18 protein-coding genes are annotated in these 16926 nt (G+C 70.1%); 12 read left to right on the forward strand and 6 right to left on the reverse strand.

Features of this window, described 5'->3' with window-relative positions:
• The first annotated feature begins 88 nt into the window (after window positions 1–88).
• Entirely contained in the window at window positions 89–880 is a 792-nt protein-coding gene (locus MAA44156_RS17465; RefSeq protein WP_009974898.1) for a DUF429 domain-containing protein, read from the forward strand.
• Here the strand turns inward: MAA44156_RS17465 and MAA44156_RS17470 are convergent.
• The gene (locus MAA44156_RS17470) at window positions 834–1451 is read right to left on the reverse strand and encodes a TetR/AcrR family transcriptional regulator (RefSeq protein ID WP_010948907.1); all 618 of its coding nucleotides are present in this window, start codon (window positions 1449–1451) and stop codon (window positions 834–836) included. The genes MAA44156_RS17465 and MAA44156_RS17470 overlap by 47 nt on opposite strands.
• Before the next feature lie 111 nt (window positions 1452–1562).
• Complete coding sequence (locus MAA44156_RS17475; RefSeq protein ID WP_009974923.1) at window positions 1563–2768, reverse strand: IS110-like element IS901 family transposase; 1206 nt, start codon at window positions 2766–2768, stop codon at window positions 1563–1565.
• Between the two features lie 230 nt (window positions 2769–2998).
• Between MAA44156_RS17475 and MAA44156_RS17480 the strand changes: the two genes are divergently transcribed.
• Together MAA44156_RS17480 and MAA44156_RS17485 are read left to right on the forward strand one after the other, a co-directional pair.
• Entirely contained in the window at window positions 2999–5119 is a 2121-nt protein-coding gene (locus MAA44156_RS17480) for a catalase (protein ID WP_009978523.1), read from the forward strand.
• Window positions 5120–5208: 89 nt separating this feature from the next.
• Window positions 5209–5466: a DUF7218 family protein gene (locus MAA44156_RS17485; protein ID WP_003874783.1), complete on the forward strand. Its 258-nt coding sequence runs from the start codon at window positions 5209–5211 to the stop codon at window positions 5464–5466.
• A 4-nt stretch (window positions 5467–5470) separates the two neighbouring features.
• Here MAA44156_RS17485 and MAA44156_RS17490 read toward each other — a convergent pair whose 3' ends face one another.
• Window positions 5471–6046, reverse strand: a complete 576-nt coding sequence (locus tag MAA44156_RS17490; protein ID WP_009978524.1) for a nucleotidyltransferase family protein — start codon at window positions 6044–6046, stop codon at window positions 5471–5473.
• A gap of 314 nt (window positions 6047–6360) precedes the next feature.
• On the opposite strand from MAA44156_RS17490, the gene MAA44156_RS17495 reads away from it, so the two are divergent.
• From MAA44156_RS17495 to MAA44156_RS17505, 3 genes are all read left to right on the forward strand, one after another.
• Entirely contained in the window at window positions 6361–7314 is a 954-nt protein-coding gene (locus MAA44156_RS17495; protein WP_003874781.1) for an acyl-CoA dehydrogenase family protein, read from the forward strand.
• Complete coding sequence (locus MAA44156_RS17500) at window positions 7311–8078, forward strand: PIG-L deacetylase family protein (protein ID WP_009978525.1); 768 nt, start codon at window positions 7311–7313, stop codon at window positions 8076–8078. The genes MAA44156_RS17495 and MAA44156_RS17500 overlap by 4 nt, the downstream gene beginning before the upstream one ends.
• A gap of 62 nt (window positions 8079–8140) precedes the next feature.
• Window positions 8141–8905, forward strand: coding sequence for an endonuclease/exonuclease/phosphatase family protein (locus MAA44156_RS17505; protein ID WP_009978526.1), 765 nt, complete (start codon window positions 8141–8143; stop codon window positions 8903–8905).
• Here MAA44156_RS17505 and MAA44156_RS17510 read toward each other — a convergent pair.
• Both MAA44156_RS17510 and mbp1 read right to left on the reverse strand, forming a co-directional pair.
• Complete coding sequence (locus MAA44156_RS17510) at window positions 8869–9180, reverse strand: DUF3349 domain-containing protein (RefSeq protein ID WP_009978528.1); 312 nt, start codon at window positions 9178–9180, stop codon at window positions 8869–8871. The genes MAA44156_RS17505 and MAA44156_RS17510 overlap by 37 nt on opposite strands.
• 136 nt (window positions 9181–9316) lie before the next feature.
• Window positions 9317–9553: a microaggregate-binding protein 1 gene (gene mbp1, locus MAA44156_RS17515; RefSeq protein ID WP_003874776.1), complete on the reverse strand. Its 237-nt coding sequence runs from the start codon at window positions 9551–9553 to the stop codon at window positions 9317–9319.
• Window positions 9554–9779: 226 nt separating this feature from the next.
• Here mbp1 and MAA44156_RS17520 point away from each other — a divergent pair, with 226 nt between their 5' ends.
• The 5 genes from MAA44156_RS17520 to MAA44156_RS17540 all read left to right on the forward strand — a co-directional run bounded on the left by MAA44156_RS17520 (window position 9780) and on the right by MAA44156_RS17540 (window position 14968).
• Window positions 9780–10616 carry an SDR family oxidoreductase gene (locus MAA44156_RS17520; RefSeq protein WP_023879576.1) on the forward strand — a complete coding sequence of 279 codons (837 nt, stop codon included), beginning with the start codon at window positions 9780–9782 and terminating at the stop codon, window positions 10614–10616.
• A 232-nt stretch (window positions 10617–10848) separates the two neighbouring features.
• Window positions 10849–11247, forward strand: a complete 399-nt coding sequence (locus tag MAA44156_RS17525; protein WP_003874774.1) for a heme-binding protein — start codon at window positions 10849–10851, stop codon at window positions 11245–11247.
• Window positions 11248–11420: 173 nt separating this feature from the next.
• On the forward strand, window positions 11421–12476 hold the full coding sequence (locus MAA44156_RS17530) for a DNA topoisomerase IB (RefSeq protein ID WP_009978530.1): 1056 nt from the start codon (window positions 11421–11423) through the stop codon (window positions 12474–12476).
• A 285-nt stretch (window positions 12477–12761) separates the two neighbouring features.
• Window positions 12762–13730 (forward strand): glycosyltransferase, encoded by a 969-nt coding sequence (locus MAA44156_RS17535; RefSeq protein WP_023879574.1) that lies wholly within the window; start codon window positions 12762–12764, stop codon window positions 13728–13730.
• A gap of 17 nt (window positions 13731–13747) precedes the next feature.
• Complete coding sequence (locus tag MAA44156_RS17540) at window positions 13748–14968, forward strand: glycosyltransferase (protein WP_031353849.1); 1221 nt, start codon at window positions 13748–13750, stop codon at window positions 14966–14968.
• 9 nt (window positions 14969–14977) lie between these two features.
• Here the strand turns inward: MAA44156_RS17540 and MAA44156_RS17545 are convergent, their stop codons facing one another.
• Window positions 14978–15850: a glycosyltransferase family 2 protein gene (locus MAA44156_RS17545; RefSeq protein WP_065370783.1), complete on the reverse strand. Its 873-nt coding sequence runs from the start codon at window positions 15848–15850 to the stop codon at window positions 14978–14980.
• Here MAA44156_RS17545 and MAA44156_RS17550 point away from each other — a divergent pair.
• The gene (locus MAA44156_RS17550; protein ID WP_205590178.1) at window positions 15840–16925 is read left to right on the forward strand and encodes an NAD-dependent epimerase/dehydratase family protein; all 1086 of its coding nucleotides are present in this window, start codon (window positions 15840–15842) and stop codon (window positions 16923–16925) included. The two genes, MAA44156_RS17545 and MAA44156_RS17550, sit on opposite strands and share 11 nt — an antisense overlap.
• Window position 16926: the final 1 nt, after the last annotated feature.

The following is a 16926-nucleotide window of genomic DNA, read 5'->3' on the forward strand; positions in this document are numbered from 1 at the left end:
GGTTCATCGAGCACCGCGAGACCGCGGCGGGCAACGGATTCACCGGGTAACGGCGTCCGCGGTCGCGGTTTGGCGGCAGTCTGGACCCATGTACTTCGCCGGCGTCGACCTCGCCTGGGCGGGGCGGAACCCGACGGGCGTCGCCGTCATCGACTCCGGCGGCGAGCTGGTGAGCGTGGCCGCGGTCCGCGACGACGACGAGATCCTGGCCGCGCTCGACCCGTACGTGCGCGGGGAGTGCCTGGTCGCCTTCGACGCGCCGCTGGTGGTGAACAACCCGACCGGCCAGCGTCCCGCCGAGACCGCGCTCAACCGCGACTTCCGCCGGTTCCAGGCCGGCACCCACCCGTGCAACACCGGGAAACCTGAATTCGCCGACGGCCCGCGGGCGGCCCGGCTGGCCGCGGCGCTGGGCCTCGCGCTGGACCCGCGTTCGCCGCGGCCCCGGCGCGCCATCGAGGTCTACCCGCACGCCGCGACCGTCGCCCTGTTCGGGTTACAGCAAACCCTGAAATACAAGGCCAAGCCCGGCCGCAGCCTGGAGCGGCTCAAGTCCGAGCTGCTGCTGCTGATGGCGGGCGTGGAGCGGCTGGCGCACGCCCCGGTCCCGGTGCGGGTCGGCGGCCACGCCGGTTGGCGCGCGCTGCGCCGGGCCGTCGAATGCGCGCAGCGCAAGAGCGAGCTGCGCCGCGCCGAGGATCCCGTCGACGCCGTCGTCTGCGCCTATGTGGCGCTGTTCGCCCAGCGCCGCCCGGACGCGGTAACCAGCTACGGCGACCCCGGCACCGGCTGCATCGTGACGCCGTCGCTGCCGGCGGCCCGCCGGCAATCGCTCAGATCTGCACCGGCCGCTGATCGATCGGGGCCAGCACCTCGATGAGGTCGACCACCGCACCCTGGGCCGCCGCCCGCGGATCCCGGCCCTCCACCAGGGCCGACACCACCGAGCCGTCCACCGCGCAGATCAGGGTGCACACCAGGTCGATGTGCACCGAGCGGCCCGAGCGTTCGATGGCCTCCGCCACCGCCTCGGCGCGCTGGCGCAGGCTGCGGCGCATCGTCTCGCGCAGCGCGGGCAGCCGGGTACAGGCGATGTGCCGTTCGTAGCGCGAGATCAGCTGCTCGGTCAGGCCCGGGCCGGAGACGTCGCCGACCAGCAGGTCGGCCAGCACCTCGGCGATGGTCTCCGGTCCGCGGCGGCGCCGCGACAAGGCGCTGACCCGGGACCGCAGCTGGGCCACCTCGATCATGGCGATGTGCTCGACCGCGCGGGCGATCAGGTCGTCCAGGGAGGAGAAGTAATAGGTGGTGGATGCCAGCGGCAATCCGGCCCGCCGGGCGACCGCCCGGTGCCGTACCGCCTCGAACCCACCCTCGGCCAGCAGCTCGGCGGCGGCGCTCACGAGCGCGTACCGCCGGCGTTCTCCTTTTGGAGTAACCGCTGCAGTCACGAGTAGCCATCGTGCCAGCCAAAGTGGTACTGCATTGCCATTTCGACCAAACGACCCGCCGAACGGAATCTCAATGAGCGTGTCAAGCGGTGAGGACGCCCGGTGAGTGCGTCAGGCAGCTGCCACGGTTGGTTGCTGGGGTTGCCAGGTTCTGTTGTCGCGCAGCAGTGCCCACAGGACGTCGACGTGGCGGCGTGCCAGGGCAAGCAGGGCCTGGGTGTGGATATGGTTCTCGGATCGTTTGCGGTCGTAGAAAGCCCGCGAGGGACCTTCGATCTTGAGGCTGGACAGGGCGGCGAGGTAGAACACGCGGCGCAGGCGCCGGTTGTAGCGCTTGGGCCGATGCAGATTGCCGGTGATACGGCCGGAATCGCGTGGGACGGGTACCAATCCGGCGAACGATGCCAGTCGGCCGGGGTTGGTGAAGGCGGCCATGTTGCCGCCGGTGATTACGAGGAACTCAGCGCCCAGGTGTGGCCCCATGCCGGGCATCGACTCGATGATGGCGGCGCTGGGATGCTCACGAAATTTGTTGGTGATTTGCTTATCGATGTCCTTGATCTGCCGATCCAAGTCCAGCAGCCGTGCTGCGAGTTGCTTGATGAGCGCGGCGGTTCCGGCTTCGCCGGGAAGGGTGATTATCTGGCCTGCTGCCGCGGCGAGCGCCTTGTCGGCGATCGTGTCGATGTTGTTGGGCCATGCCCGGTTTTTCCGAAGGTGCTTGATCACGCCAGCTCTTTTTGCCGACCGGATTTCGCCCGGAGTGCACATAGCGGATACCAGGATCAACGGCGCGCGGGTGGAGTAGTCGAACGCAGCTTCCAGAGCAGGGAAGATGGCGGTGAGCATCGAGCGCAGCCGGTTCACGCCTCGCACCCAGTCAGCCATCAGATCCGACCGGTATGCGGTCAGCGACCGCAATTCGGCAACCAGGTCTTCGCCGGGTACGACCGGGGACAGATCTCGTCGGTGCCGAGCGGTTTCGGCGATTACCCGCGCGTCTTTGGCGTCGGTCTTGCCTTCGCCGCGGAACGCATGACTCATCGTGTTAACCGTGCGGCCCGGCACATACACCACCTCGGCTTTCGCGCTCAGCAGTACGGCGATCAGCAGCGCCGCCGGCGGCGAGGTCAAATCGATCGCCCACACCACGTGGTTAGCAATCCGGCCGCCCTGGGCGATCAGGTCTTCGATCGCGGCCTGTTCGTTCGGGATTTTCTTCGACCACACCACCTTTCCGGTGTCATCGATCGCGCACGCATGATGAGTGGACTTACCGACGTCGATACCCACCCACACTCGGTCGGGTTCGGCCATACCGCTACTCCTGTCGTCGCAGTCCCCGCGGACAACCCCGCCAACAGGTCCTTAGAGCAGCGTCATCGAGTACGCGTCAGATCTCAATCAGTGGCCAGGACCGTCCAAAACGGCAGGGCGGCCATTCCTTTCAAGCAACAACCGTTGCAACAACACATTAGCCACACCCCACCGTCCTGGGCATCCAGGACATCCAATCCCAGACCCCTTCAACCCTAAGGAGGCAACACATGGCCACCGACCACACTTCGGGTGCGCCCGATCCCAAGCAGCGCGATCTGGAGTCCGCGCGGTTCCGCCGCGACACCGGATACCTGACCACGCAGCAGGGCGTGCGCGTCGACCACACCGACGATGCGCTCACCGTCGGCGAGCGGGGTCCGACGCTGCTCGAGGATTTCCACGCCCGGGAGAAGATCACCCACTTCGACCACGAGCGCATCCCGGAGCGTGTGGTGCATGCGCGCGGGGCCGGCGCCTACGGCTATTTCGAACCGTACGACGACCGGTTGGCGCAGTACACGGCGGCGAAGTTCCTGACCTCGCCGGGCACCAGGACGCCGGTGTTCGTGCGTTTCTCGACGGTCGCCGGATCGCGCGGTTCGGCCGACACCGTCCGCGACGTGCGCGGGTTCGCCACCAAGTTCTATACCGAACAAGGCAATTACGACTTGGTGGGCAACAACTTCCCGGTGTTCTTCATCCAGGACGGCATCAAGTTCCCCGACTTCGTGCACGCGGTGAAACCCGAGCCGCACAACGAGATTCCGCAGGCGCAGTCGGCGCACGACACGCTGTGGGACTTCGTGTCGCTGCAGCCCGAGACGTTGCACGCCATCATGTGGCTGATGTCGGACCGGGCGCTGCCGCGCAGCTACCGCATGATGCAGGGGTTCGGGGTGCACACCTTCCGGCTGGTGAACGCCCGCGGCGAGGGGACTTTCGTGAAGTTCCACTGGAAGCCCCGACTCGGCGTGCACTCGCTGATCTGGGACGAATGCCAGAAGATCGCCGGCAAAGACCCCGATTACAACCGCCGCGACCTGTGGGAGGCCATCGAATCCGGCCAGTACCCGGAGTGGGAGCTGGGCGTGCAGCTGGTCGCCGAGGACGACGAGTTCAGCTTCGACTTCGATCTGCTGGACGCGACGAAAATCATTCCGGAAGAACAGGTTCCGGTATTGCCGGTGGGCAAGATGGTGTTGAACCGCAACCCCGACAACTTTTTCGCCGAGACCGAGCAGGTCGCGTTCCACACCGCCAACGTGGTGCCGGGCATCGATTTCACCAACGACCCGTTGCTGCAGTTCCGCAACTTCTCCTATCTGGACACGCAGCTGATCCGGTTGGGCGGCCCCAACTTCGCGCAGCTGCCGGTCAACCGCCCGGTGGCGCAGGTGCGGACCAACCAGCACGACGGTTACGGGCAGCACGCGATTCCGCAGGGCCGGTCCAGTTACTTCAAGAACAGCATCGGCGGCGGTTGTCCCGCACTGGCCGACGAGGACGTGTTCCGGCACTACACCCAGCGGGTGGACGGGCAGACGATGCGCAAGCGCGCCGAGGCGTTCCAGAACCACTACGGCCAGGCGCGGATGTTCTTCAAGAGCATGTCGCCGGTGGAGGCCGAACACATCGTGGCCGCCTTCGCCTTCGAACTCGGCAAGGTGGAGATGCCCGAAATCCGTTCCGCGGTGGTGGCACAACTCGCCCGCGTCGATGACCAGCTGGCCGCCCAGGTCGCGGCGAAACTGGGGCTGCCCGAGCCGCCCGAGGAGCAGGTGGACGAGTCGGCACCAGTTTCCCCGGCGCTTTCGCAGGTCACCGACGGCGGCGACACCATCGCGTCGCGCCGGATCGCGGTGCTGGCCGCCGACGGCGTCGACGTGGTGGGCACGCAACGCTTCACCGAGCTGATGGAGCAGCGCGGCGCGGTGGTCGAGGTGCTGGCCCCGGTGGCCGGCGGCACGCTGGCGGGTGGGTCCGGCGGCGAGCTGCGGGTGGACCGGTCCTTCACGACGATGGCGTCGGTGCTCTACGACGCGGTGGTGGTGGCGTGCGGACCGCGGTCGGTGTCGACGCTGTCCGACGACGGCTACGCCGTGCACTTCGTCACCGAGGCCTACAAACACCTCAAGCCGATCGGCGCCTACGGGGCCGGTGTCGACCTGCTCCGCAAGGCCGGCATCGACAACCGGCTCGCCGAGGACACCGACGTGCTCAACGACCAAGCGGTGGTCACCACCAAGGCCGCCGCCGACGAGCTGCCCGAGCGCTTCGCCGAGGAATTCGCCGCCGCGCTCGCGCAGCACCGGTGCTGGCAGCGGCGCACCGACGCGGTGCCGGCCTGAAAGCCGGCCGAAGACCGCCAAAAGGTTTTCCCGGCCGCCGGGACGGGCATCCGGCTCAGAAGGCGTCATCGTGGACAGGAGGACAAGTCATGCCGCGCTCGTCGATCAAGAACGAAAAGATGTATCAGGATCTGCGCAAGAAGGGCGAATCCAAGGAGAAGGCCGCGCGCATCTCCAATGCGGCCGCCGGCCAAGGCAAGTCGTCGGTGGGCCGCCGCGGCGGCAAGTCCGGGTCCTATCAGGACTGGACCGTGCCGGAATTGAAGAAGCGGGCCAAAGAGCTTGGCATTTCCGGCTATTCGGGCCTGACCAAGGACAAGCTGGTCGCCAAACTGCGCAACCACTGATCCGTCATCTCGTCAACCGCAGTCGTTCGGCCAGCACCAGGAAGGCGACCGCGTAGTCGTTGTCGGCGGTCTGAGCCCGGATTTCGTCCCAGTCCAGCCGTTCGCGCACGGCGCGCACCGCGGGCAGCAGCTTGGCGAAGTCGCAGTGGTGCTCGCCCAGCGAGCGCAGCTGCTGGACGAGCACCATGGTGGGTGGCAGCACCGGCATGCCGATCGCCAGCACGTCGTGGTGCTCGGCGCGGTCCAGGGTCTGCGCATCGACGGGCACGCCGTTGAGGCGGTGCAGCACATCGACCCGCATGTCGCCGGTGCGGGCCTTGAAGAGCCAGTCCTCCGGCGGGCGTTCGATTTCGAACCCGGCGCTGGCCAGGGTGGTCACCGCGGTCTCCACGTCCGCCTCGGCCACCACCAGGTCGGCGTCGTGGCTGGGTTCCGGTGCGCCGTAAGCCCATAACGCGTAGCTGCCGGCCAGGGCGAAACGCGGGCCCTTCTCCTTGAGCGCCGATGCCGCCGCGCGCAGCGCCTCCCGCAGCCGCGGGGCGGCCGCGGCGGTGTCGGCGCGCGCGTCGCCGGATGTCATGGTGCATAGTCATACCCCGCCCGCAGGGCGGCCAACCCGTTGACCCCTGGTCACGGCGCCGCGCGGTTGTCAAGACCGTTTAACTTGCGGCCGATTGGGAAATCGTGGGTTATGTCAACTCCTGTGCCATGCGCCTATGATGCTGTCGCCGTGGTGATTCCCGCGCACAACGAGGCAGCCAAGCCGGCGACGTGCACCGGCGCCGGGAGCCGGGTGGATGCGGGCTGGCTGGCCGGTCGGCCCGGCGCCGGCCGGCTCGACGGAATCGTCTGTCGCTTTGGCCAATTGGGGGGATCGGTGGCGGGTGATTGCGCGTGACGGCGGGGTTGGTCAAGCACTGGCTGGAGTCGGGGCGGCTCGAGTTGCCGCTACCCGCCTCGGGGCGCACCGCCGAACGCTGGCAACGCCTGGCCGAGCTGGCCGCGGAGAACATCGTGGCGGCCAGGGTGGCCGAGGCGCACGTCGACGCCGTCGCGATCCTGCACGAACTGGGCGGCAAGCCCCCGGAACCGGGGCAGTTGTGGAGCGTGTGGGCGGCCGAGGCCCCGGACGCGGTGCTGACCGCCACCGACATCCGCGGCGCGTACCTGTTGAACGGCACCAAGGTGTGGTGCCCGGGCGCCGGGTTCTGCACGCATGCGCTGGTGACCGCGCGCCGCGACGACGGAACACCGGGCCTGTTCGCGGTGACCGTGACCGACCCGACCGTCAAGGCGTTGCCCAGCACCTGGTGGAACGCGGGGATGGCCGGCAGCGACACCAGGCCGGTGCAGTTCACCAACACCCACGCCGTCGCCGTCGGCGACCCGGGCGACTATCTGATCCGGCCCGGCTTCTGGCACGGCGCCATCGGCGTGGCCGCCTGCTGGCTGGGCGGCGCGCGCCGGGTCGCCGATCCGCTGTATCGTTGCGCGGCAAGCCAATCCGCTGACGCGTATTCGCTGGCGCACCTGGGCGCCGTGGACGCCGCGCTGGCCGCGGGGGACGCGATGCTGGCCGCGGCCGCGGCGCAGGTCGACGCCGACCCGTTCGACCGGGCCGGTACCGCACAGCTGCTGGCCCGCCGGGTGCGCACGGTGGTGGAACACGCCGTGGACGAGGCGATCACCCGCACCGGCCGGGCCCTGGGGCCCGGCCCGCTGTGCCAGGACGGCCGGCATGCCCAGCGCGTCGCCGACCTGAGCATCTACATCCGGCAAAGCCATGCCGAGCGCGACCTGGCCGAACTCGGCCGGCTGGCCGGACGGCGGGCGGTGCGGGCGCCGTGACGACCGTGCCGGCGGGCAACCGGGCCAGGTTCGCCGCCAAGCCGCTGACCCACAGCGGCACCCCGGTCCCGTTGTGGCTGGCCGCTTTTCAAGAGGCGCCGCTGCCCGCCCTGAACCTGGCCGGCTGTCCCGGCCTGGTCGTCGTCGCCGCCCACCCCGACGACGAAACACTCGGTGTGGGCGCGATGATCACCCAGCTGGTGGCGATCGGCGTTCGCGTGCAGGTGGTCTGCGTCAGCGACGGCGGGGCACGGCCCGGCTCCGCAGCCTCGGAGCGGCTTCGCGCCCAGACCATCCGCAGATTCGAATTACGGTCGGCGACAAACACATTGAACGCTCCTCCCCCGCTGTCGCTGGGCCTTCCGGGCGGCGAGTTGACCGCTCACGAGGAACGTCTCACCGGGGCGTTGACCGAGATCCTGCGCGCCGCCGCGCCCGGCGCCTGGTGTGCGGCGCCGTGGCGCGGCGACGGGCATCCCGATCACGAGGCCGTGGGACACGCCACGTGGGCCGCCTGCGCGCACACCGGGGCCGCGCTGCTGGAATATCCGGTGTGGATGTGGCACTGGGCCGTTCCGGGCGACCCGGCGGTACCGTGGGACCGGGCCCATGCGGTGCCCGCGCCGGCCTGGGCGGTGAGTCGCAAACGCCTTGCCGCGCAACGGTATCGCAGCCGATTCGAGCCCACCGGCGGCTCGGCCCCCGCGCTGCCGGGGTTCGTGCTGGCGCGGTTGCTGGCGGTGGGCGAGGTGGTTTTTCGGTAACCCGCTGGGGCGCACGGCGCGGGGGGTGACCGTACGAGGGGAAAGTGAGCAGCCGAAAAGCTATGCGTGTGGCGACCTTCAACATCCTGCACGGTCGCACCGTCGGCGACGGCGTCATCGTGGAGCGGCTGCGGGACTGCATACGCCGGCTCGATCCGGACGTGCTCAGCCTGCAGGAGGTGGACTGCGACCAACCCCGGTCCGAACACGCCGATCTGACCGGCGCGGCGGCCGAGGCCATGGGCGCGGTGGAACACCGGTTCGTGGCCGCGATTTCGGGCACGCCGGGGGCCACCTGGATGGCGGCCACCGGCGACGAGCAACCCGGCACCGCCGCCTACGGGATCGCGCTGCTGTCCCGGTATCCGGTGGCCAGCTGGCAGGTGCTGCGGTTACCCCGCATTCCGATGCGATTTCCGATGTACCTGCCCGGCCCCAACCGGGTGATGATCGTCGACGAGGAACCGCGCGCCGCCGTCATCGCGCAGCTGGGCACCCCGATCGGCGAACTCACGGTGGCCAACACCCACCTGTCCTTCGTTCCCGGCTGGAACCGGCGCCAGCTGCGCCGGCTGATTCGCGACCTGCGCGGCTTGCCCGGGCCGCGGCTGCTGACCGGGGACCTGAACATGACGCCGCAGACCGTGCGCCGCTGGTCGGGGATGCGGGCGCTGGGCAACGCCAAAACCTTTCCGGCGGACAACCCCAACCGCCAGCTCGACCACATCCTGACCGATGATCGCCGGCTGCGCTGCGCCGCCGTGCAGGCCGACCTGATGCCGATCTCGGATCACCGCCCGTTGGTGGTGGACCTGCAGCGGGTGTGACGGCTCATCGCCGCCAGCACCCGCTCGACGTCGCCCGGGGCGGGCAGCTCGTCGGCGATGCGGACGATCTGCGCGCCGATCTCGGCCGCGTCGATCCGCGCTGTGCGCGTGATACCTTGCGGCGCAAGAATTCTCGCGACGGTGGCGATGTCGTCGTCGGGAGTGCGCCGCGGCAGCAGCGCCAGCGCCGGCACGTAGCCGACGGCGGGCGCCTGCCGGGGATAGCCCGCGCGCAAAAACCCGACCACGCCGCCCACCAGCTGCACCAGGCCCATGTCTCACCTCGCTACCTCACTGCACGCCGACAGCGCCGTTGCACCCCGAATAGCCGGACCCGATCGGTTGAAACCCACGCGCACGGAAAGGGCCCGGTCCGCCGATCGGACCGGGCCCCTCCCCTTGGCGGGCAGCCTATTGGTTCTTCTTCTGGCGCTCCTCGGCGGCCTCCGCGCCGGCCCGCGCCGACTCGGCCTCGGCTTCCTTCTTGCCCGCGTCGCGCTGGGCGTCGGCCTTGTCCTGCTGGGCCTGACCCTCTTCGGTCAGGTCGTCGCGGCCGAGGATGGTCCCGCCGACCTCCTTGGCCTTGCCCTTCACGCCCTCGACGGCGCCCTTGACCGCTTCCTGCGGCCCGCTCTGCTGGTCCCCCATGGGTTCGACCTCTCTGGTAGCTGGTGAGTGAGCTTGCGCTCGATGGCATCCAAGGCGTTCCCGCCGCGGGCGGTGTCAAACGGTTCGCCCCGGTATCGCGCCCGCGGATGTGCGGGCCGTCACCGCGGGCCCGGCGGCCGGCGCAGGTCACGCCGCGGACCGGCGGTCGGCGGGTTTGAACGGGCCGTTACTGGGTAGCTCCCCCGCGGCACGGAGCAGAAGGCAGGTGAGAGCACTGACCACCATCGCCGTGATAGGGGCAACCGGCACGGCCGGCTCCCGCGTCGTCGCCCGGCTGAGGCCGCGTGACGTCGCGGTGGTCGAGATCTCCCGGACGCAGGGCGTCGACGTATTCGACGCACCCGGGCTCACCCGGGCGCTCGAGGGCGTCGACGTCGTCATCGACGTCTCCAATCCGGTGCCGCCCGACGGGCGATCCGACATCCGGCAGACGCTGGCCACCGCCGCCCGCAACATCATGGGGGCGTGCGCCACCCAGGAAGTACAGCGCCTGGTGGTATTGACGATCGCCGGCATCGAGGACCCGGTGTTCGACGAATTCCCCTACTACCAGGCCAAACGGGAGGCGAAGGAGATCCTGCTGGACGGCCCGGTCCCGACCACCGTCGTGAAGTCGACGCAGTGGTACGAATTCGCCACCAACCACGACGCGGTGAGCTGTGACGACAACGAGGTGATCGTCGAGGACTGGCTGATCCAGCCCATCGCCGCCGACACCGTCGCCGACGTGTTGGTCGAGACTGCCCTGGCGCAGACCCACACGCCGCGCACCATCACCGGCCCGGACGCCATCCGGCTTCCCGAACTGACCTCGAAACTGCTTGTGCGGCAAGGCGATCGCCGGGCGGTGCGCAGTGTCGAGCCCGCGGTGTCCGCGCTCGGTGCCGGGGCGCTGCTGGCCTCCGGGCACGCGGTGGTCGTCGGGCCCGACGTCGACACCTGGCTGCAGACCCTGGCGCCGCCCGGCGGCGACGGCCATCGGGGCGCTGGCGGGGACGGACATCGGGGCCCCGACGGGGACGGAAAGCCCCGGCGCGGATAACGATTCCGTCACAATCACCCTCACCATTGCCTAAGAGCGCGGCGCCATTTCTTAAAGATTCGCGGCTCGGTTGATCATTCGCTTAGCAAACACCCGTCCCACGGCCCTTACCGGCACGGTGGGTTCGTTGTCAGCGAACACGGCCACTGTTGGCCTCCGCTACTTTGGATTTCGAGGATCGGGAGCCTCAGTCGAGAACATTTCGCTTCGAATTCGAAGGACAACAAAGCACATGAAAATCAGCAGTATCGTCGCGCGCCGGAAAGTGGCCGGGGTCAGCGCCGGCTGTCTGCTCGGGGGAATGGCCATGGGCATCGTCGGCGCACCGTCGGCGGCCGCCGCACCCGACTGCAGTCCCAGCGGTGTGAACTCCACCGTGTCCGCGGTGGAGGGCTCGGCCCAGCAGTACCTGGCGGCACACCCGGACGCCAACCAAGTGGTGACCGCCGCCTACGGCCAGCCGAGGCCGCAGGCCGAATCCAGCCTGCGCAGCTATTTCACCGGTCACCCGCAGGAGTACAACGACCTGCGCGGCATCCTGGCGCCGATCGGCGACACCGAACGGCAGTGCAATGTCACCGCGCTGCCGCCGTATCTGGAGTCGGCGTACCAGGAGTTCATGGCCGGCTGACGCCATCGGAGACGACCCGCCACAACGCCGTGGCGGGTCGTTTTCGCATTCGCCTGCCGGCGCCGCCGCGGTGTGAACGACTTCTCGGGTGGGTATCTGAGGCGAATGGCCCCGGCCCGCAATTGCGTTGCGGCCGGCCGTTGCGGACAGCCAAGAAAACTGGAGGGTTCCGAATGCGGCTCCGTCGCAGCGTGCTGAGCAAACCGGGGATCACCCGCAAACGGCGCGGTAAGGGATTTTCTTATCACGCGCCGGACGGCACCACGGTGCGCGATCCCGAAACCCTGCAGCGCATCAAGGATCTGGTCATTCCGCCGGCGTGGAAGAAAGTGTGGATCTCGCCCCACCCCAACGGCCACATCCAGGCCGTCGGCGTCGACGCGGCCGGTCGCCGCCAGTACCTGTACCACTGCGCGTGGCAGCAGGAACGCGCGGAGGAGAAGTTCGACCGGGTGCTGGAGCTGTCCACCGAGCTGCCGGCCTGGCGGGCCCGAATCGCCGAGGACCTGGCCGCCCGGGGTTTGACCCGCGAGCGGGTGCTGGCGCTGGGGCTGCGGCTGCTCGATCGCGGCTACTTCCGTTCCGGCGGCGAGCAGTACGCCGAGGAGAACGAGTCCTACGGGTTGTCCACCCTGCTGTGCGAGCACGTGACGGTCCGGCGTGACGCGGTGGAGTTCGACTTCCCGGCCAAGAGCGGGGTCCGGCGCACCGTGCGGGTCGAGGATCGCGAAGTGGTCAGGGCGGTGCGTGCGCTGATGCGACGGCGGCACCGCGGAGACCGGTTGTTGGTGTGCCGCACCGCATCCGGATGGTCGGAGGTGCGCGCCGACGACCTCAACGACCGGTTCAAGGAGCTGGTCGGCGACCAGTACACGGTCAAGGACTTGCGCACCTGGCACGGCACGGTGCTGGCGGCGGCGGCGTTCGCCGAGGCCGATCCCGCGGTGTCGCGGCGGGTCGCCAGGCGGGTCGAGGCGGCGGTGATGAAAGAGGTGGCCGAGGAGCTGGGCAACACCCCGGCGGTGGCGCGCGGCTCCTATGTGGACCCGCGGGTGATCACCGGGTATGAGCGGGGACTGACCATCGGCGCGGCGACGCGGCGCGCGGGCCGCGCCCGCGACCCCGACGCCGCCCAGGAGATCCTGGACAAGGCCACCCGGATGCTGATCCGGCGAGTGGCCAAGGGCCACAGCGCCTCCGGAGCATCCGCGCTGCCGAAATCGGCCTAGCGCCGCCCGGCAGGTTTGTCCGCGCGGCCCGGCACCCGCGCGGGGCCGGCGGCCGGGCAAACCGGTTCGACACCGACAACCGTTCGTCAAATGTCCCCGGCGATTCGCTTACTGGACAGAACCGGCGCGCGCCGCGGGCGCCGGAGAATCGGTTCCCTACGCGTGGAATCACTTGCCCACTAACGGTTTACAGAGGTTCGCTGCGCCTCGCCGGGACCGTGCGCCCGGGGAAAACGTCGGGCCCGGCGCTGTTTATGCCAGTACCTACAGGGTATTTGGCCCGCCATGTTGGATCCTGTCCGAGCAAAGAGCGTCCTGGTGTGGCATGTGCACGGGTCGTGGACGCAGTCCTTCGTCGCGGGCCGGCACCGCTACCTGATCCCGGTGGCCCCCGACCGCGGCCCGGACGGCATCGGACTGGCCGGCCGGTGCTGGCCCAACGCCCGCGAGGTGGCATTCGAGGACCTGGCCGACCGCGATATCGACCTGGTGGTGCTGCAACGCCCGCACGAGGCCGAGCTGGTCGCCCGCTGGGCGGGCCGCCGGGTCGGGGTCGACGTGCCGGCGGTCTACGTCGAGCACAACACCCCGCGCCCCAGCGCGGCACAGACCCGGCATCCGCTGGCCGACCGCGCCGACATCCCCCTGGTGCACGTCACCGACTTCAACCGGTTGATGTGGGACAACGGGATTGCGCCGACCCGGGTCATCGACCACGGGGTGGCCGATCCGGGGCCGCTGTACAGCGGCGAGATTCCCCGGGTGGCCACCATGATCAACGAGCCGGGGCGCCGCGGCCGCATCGTCGGCGCCGATCTGCTGGAACCGTTGTCGGCCTACGCCCAGATCGACGTATGGGGCATCGGCACCGAGGGGTTGTGCGCCAACCGCGGCGCGGTGCGCGGCCGCGGCGACGTGCCCACCCCGCGGCTGTTCGGAGACGTCGCGCGCCGGCGGGTCTACCTGCACACCGCCCGCTGGACCTCACTCGGGCTGTCCCTGATCGAGGCCATGCTGCTGGGCATGCCGGTGGTGGCCGTCGGCTCGACCATGGCGCCGTTCGTAATCCCTTGCGAGGCAGGAGTTGTCAGCGCCGACCCAGCCAGACTGGGTGAGGGGTTGCGGGGCTTCCTGGACGACCAGGCCAGGGCGGTGGCCGCCGGCAAGGCCGCCCGGGACTTCGCCACCGCCCGGTTCGGACTCAAACGCTTTCTGGCCGACTGGGACCGAGTGATCGGGGAGCTGTGCAGATGAGCAGGGAAGGAACCCGCATGAGAATCGCGATGATCTCCGAACACGCCAGCCCGCTGGCACATTTGGGCGGCGTGGACGCGGGCGGACAGAACGTCCACGTCGCCGAGCTGTCCTGCGCGCTGGCGCGGCGCGGCCACGACGTGGTGGTCTACACGCGCCGCGACGACCCGCGGCTTCCCGACTCGGTCGAAACCCCGCACGGCTACAGCGTGGTGCACGTGCCGGCGGGACCGGCGCGGGTGCTGCCCAAAGACGAGTTGCTGCAATACATGTACGGCTTCGCGCAGTTCCTGCGCCAGCAGTGGTGCTCGGACGGGCCCGATGTGGCCCATGCGCACTTCTGGATGTCGGGGGTGGCCACCCAGCGGGCCGCCCGCGCGCATTCGATACCGACCGTGCAGACCTTCCACGCGCTCGGGCTGACCAAGCGGCTGCACCAGGGCAGCGACGACACCAGCCCGGACTGCCGGATCGACGTCGAAGCCCGGGTCGCCCGGGAAGCCGACTGGGTGGCGGCCACCAGCACCGACGAGGTCTTCGAGCTGGTGCGCATGGGCCGGGCCCGATCCCGCACCTCGGTGGTGCCGTGCGGAGTGGACCTCGATGCGTTCACCCCCGACGGCCCGGTCGCTGCCCGCGGTGCGCGGCCGCGCATTGTCACGGTGGGACGGCTGGTGCCGCGCAAGGGTTTTGACACCATCGTGCGCGCCCTGCCCCGCATCCCGGACGCCGAGTTGGTGATCGTGGGCGGGCCGCCGGCGGCCGAACTGGCCGGCGACGAGCAGGCGCGGCGGCTGCAACGACTGGCCGGCGAGCTCGGCGTCGCCGACCGGGTGCGGCTGCTGGGCGGGGTCACCCGCGCGCAGATGCCGGCGTTGCTGCGCTCGGCCGACGTGGTGGCCTGCACGCCGTGGTACGAGCCGTTCGGCATCGTGCCGCTGGAAGCCATGGCGTGCGGGGTCCCGGTGGTGGCCACCGCGGTGGGCGGGATCCGCGACACCGTCGTCGACGGCGCCACCGGCCGGCTGGTGCCGCCCAAGGACCCGGACGCTCTGGGTGAGGCCGTCGCCGCCCTGCTGCGCGACGGCCGCCGCGGCCGGACGCTGGGCGAGGCCGGGCGGGAGCGGGCCCGGGCCCGCTACAGCTGGGACCGGGTGGCGGCCGACACCGAACGCATCTACGAACGGCTGTCCCCCGCCCGGCGCGGGGTCGGCACCCCGAGCACGCGATCCGGGTGATCTTGTGGCTCAACCACTTTCCAGCATCCGCAGCGAACGCTCGACGGCATCGGGCAGCCGCCGGCGTTCCCGCAGTGCGGCCGGCAACGCCGCCGTCGCCTCGAGCAACGCCTTGGCGTGGGCCGCGTCGTGCAGCGCCGCCCAGGCCAGCGCCGCACCCGCCCGGGCGCACCGGTCGACGGGGCGGCGCAGGCAGGCCGTGAGCAGCGCGTTGCGCAGGATCCGGGCACGCTGCGCCCGGCTCGCCGAGCGGATCTGCGACGGCCGGTGGTATGCCACCAGCTCGGGGCAGAAGCACAGGTCCCAGCCGTCGGCGGCCAGATCGCAGGCCAGCAGGGTTTCCTCACCGCGGAAGTGCAGGATCGGGCTGAACCCGCCGACGCGTCGGAACGCCCACGCGCGCACCAGTGCCGAGCAGGCCTGGAACCCGAGAATGGACGGCCCGGGCAGGCCCGCGCGGTGCCCGAGTGGGCTGTGGGCGAGCTGCTCGGTGAACTCGTCGTCGCGGCGCGCCGGCAGTAACACGGTGCGCGCGGCCAACAGCGCGACGGTGCCGAACGTGTCGAAGATCTGCTCGGCCCGCGCGATCGCGTCCGGCGCCCACCACGAGTCGTCGTCGCAGAACGCCACGTACGGTGTGCCGCACCGCGCCACACCGATGTTGCGCGCCGCTGCGCCGGCGTTGCGGCTCAGCGGTATGACGGTCACCCGGCCGGCGGCGGCGATGCGGCTGGCGGCGGCGACCGAGTCGTCGCGGGATGCGTTGTCCACCACGATGATCGGGCACCCGGTGGTGTCCAGCAGGCGGGTCAGCGTGCCGGTCAGCTCCGCCGAGCGGTCCCGGGTGGCGATGACGAAGGAGGTGCGCGGCATGGTCGACATGACCGGGGCGACTACCCCGAAGGGCAACGGTGAAACGGGGTTTCACCCCAGACCTGACGGGTACCAGAGCCCGATGCGATCACTGACCCGGGTGCTGATCACCGGCGGCGCCGGCTTTTTGGGCGCGCACCTGTGCGCGCGGCTACTCGACGACGGCGTCGAGGTGGTCAGCGTGGACGACCTGTCCACCAGCGGGCCTGCGGTCCGATTCGGCGACCGGCCCGGATACCGGTTCGTGCAGCGCGACGTCTGCGACCCCGGGTTGATCGACGAGGTCGGCAGCGGCTTCGACGCCGTATTCCATTTGGCCTCAGCGGCTTCCCCGGTCGACTACCAGCGCCGCCCGATCCAGACGCTGCGCACCGGCTCGGCGGGCACCGCGACCGCGCTGGAGATCGCCGAGCGCGCCGGCGCCCGGTTCGTGTTGGCGTCCACCAGCGAGGTGTACGGCGACCCCGAGTCGCATCCGCAGCGCGAAAGCTATTGGGGCAACGTCAATCCGGTGGGCCCGCGCAGCGTATACGACGAAGCCAAGCGGTACGCCGAAGCGTTGACGTTCGCCTATCACCGCCTCGGCCGCGCCGATGTCGGGGTGGCCCGGATCTTCAACACGTACGGGCCCGGCATGCGGGCGGACGACGGCCGGATGGTGCCGACGTTCTGCTTGCAGGCGCTGCGCGGCGATCCGCTGACGGTGTCCGGCGCCGGGCTGCAGACCCGGTCGCTGTGCTACGTCGACGACACCATCACCGGGCTGATCGCGTTGGCGCACAGCGACTTCGCGGGCCCGGTGAACATCGGCAATCCGACCGAGCTGACCGTGCTGTCCGCCGCCGAGTTGATCCGGGAGCTGGCCGGCAGCACGTCGACCATCCAGTTCACCCCGCCGGCCACCGACGACCCGCAGCGCCGCTGCCCGGACATCCGGCTGGCCCGCCAAAGGCTGGGCTGGCGGCCGCGGGTCGACTATCGCACCGGCTTGAGCACCACCCTGGCGTGGTTCGCCGAGCGGGCCGGGCGCACCGGTGAGTCGACGCAACAGCTCGTCGCGACCACTGACCGGCGGACCCGGTAGG

The sequence above is a fragment of the Mycobacterium avium subsp. avium genome, assembly GCF_009741445.1.
Taxonomy (GTDB): Bacteria; Actinomycetota; Actinomycetes; order Mycobacteriales; family Mycobacteriaceae; genus Mycobacterium; species Mycobacterium avium.

Excerpts from the sequence above, each read along its gene's own strand:
- MAA44156_RS17465 (WP_009974898.1), top strand. The coding sequence starts at position 89 with ATGTACTTCGCCGGCGTCGACCTCGCCTGGGCGGGGCGGAACCCGACG.
- MAA44156_RS17475 (WP_009974923.1), bottom strand. The coding sequence starts at position 2,768 with ATGGCCGAACCCGACCGAGTGTGGGTGGGTATCGACGTCGGTAAGTCC.
- MAA44156_RS17480 (WP_009978523.1), top strand. The coding sequence starts at position 2,999 with ATGGCCACCGACCACACTTCGGGTGCGCCCGATCCCAAGCAGCGCGAT.
- MAA44156_RS17485 (WP_003874783.1), top strand. The coding sequence starts at position 5,209 with ATGCCGCGCTCGTCGATCAAGAACGAAAAGATGTATCAGGATCTGCGC.
- MAA44156_RS17490 (WP_009978524.1), bottom strand. The coding sequence starts at position 6,046 with ATGACATCCGGCGACGCGCGCGCCGACACCGCCGCGGCCGCCCCGCGG.
- MAA44156_RS17505 (WP_009978526.1), top strand. The coding sequence starts at position 8,141 with ATGCGTGTGGCGACCTTCAACATCCTGCACGGTCGCACCGTCGGCGAC.
- MAA44156_RS17510 (WP_009978528.1), bottom strand. The coding sequence starts at position 9,180 with ATGGGCCTGGTGCAGCTGGTGGGCGGCGTGGTCGGGTTTTTGCGCGCG.
- mbp1 (WP_003874776.1), bottom strand. The coding sequence starts at position 9,553 with ATGGGGGACCAGCAGAGCGGGCCGCAGGAAGCGGTCAAGGGCGCCGTC.
- MAA44156_RS17525 (WP_003874774.1), top strand. The coding sequence starts at position 10,849 with ATGAAAATCAGCAGTATCGTCGCGCGCCGGAAAGTGGCCGGGGTCAGC.
- MAA44156_RS17530 (WP_009978530.1), top strand. The coding sequence starts at position 11,421 with ATGCGGCTCCGTCGCAGCGTGCTGAGCAAACCGGGGATCACCCGCAAA.
- MAA44156_RS17535 (WP_023879574.1), top strand. The coding sequence starts at position 12,762 with ATGTTGGATCCTGTCCGAGCAAAGAGCGTCCTGGTGTGGCATGTGCAC.
- MAA44156_RS17540 (WP_031353849.1), top strand. The coding sequence starts at position 13,748 with ATGAGAATCGCGATGATCTCCGAACACGCCAGCCCGCTGGCACATTTG.
- MAA44156_RS17550 (WP_205590178.1), top strand. The coding sequence starts at position 15,840 with ATGGTCGACATGACCGGGGCGACTACCCCGAAGGGCAACGGTGAAACG.
- MAA44156_RS17545 (WP_065370783.1), bottom strand. The coding sequence starts at position 15,850 with ATGTCGACCATGCCGCGCACCTCCTTCGTCATCGCCACCCGGGACCGC.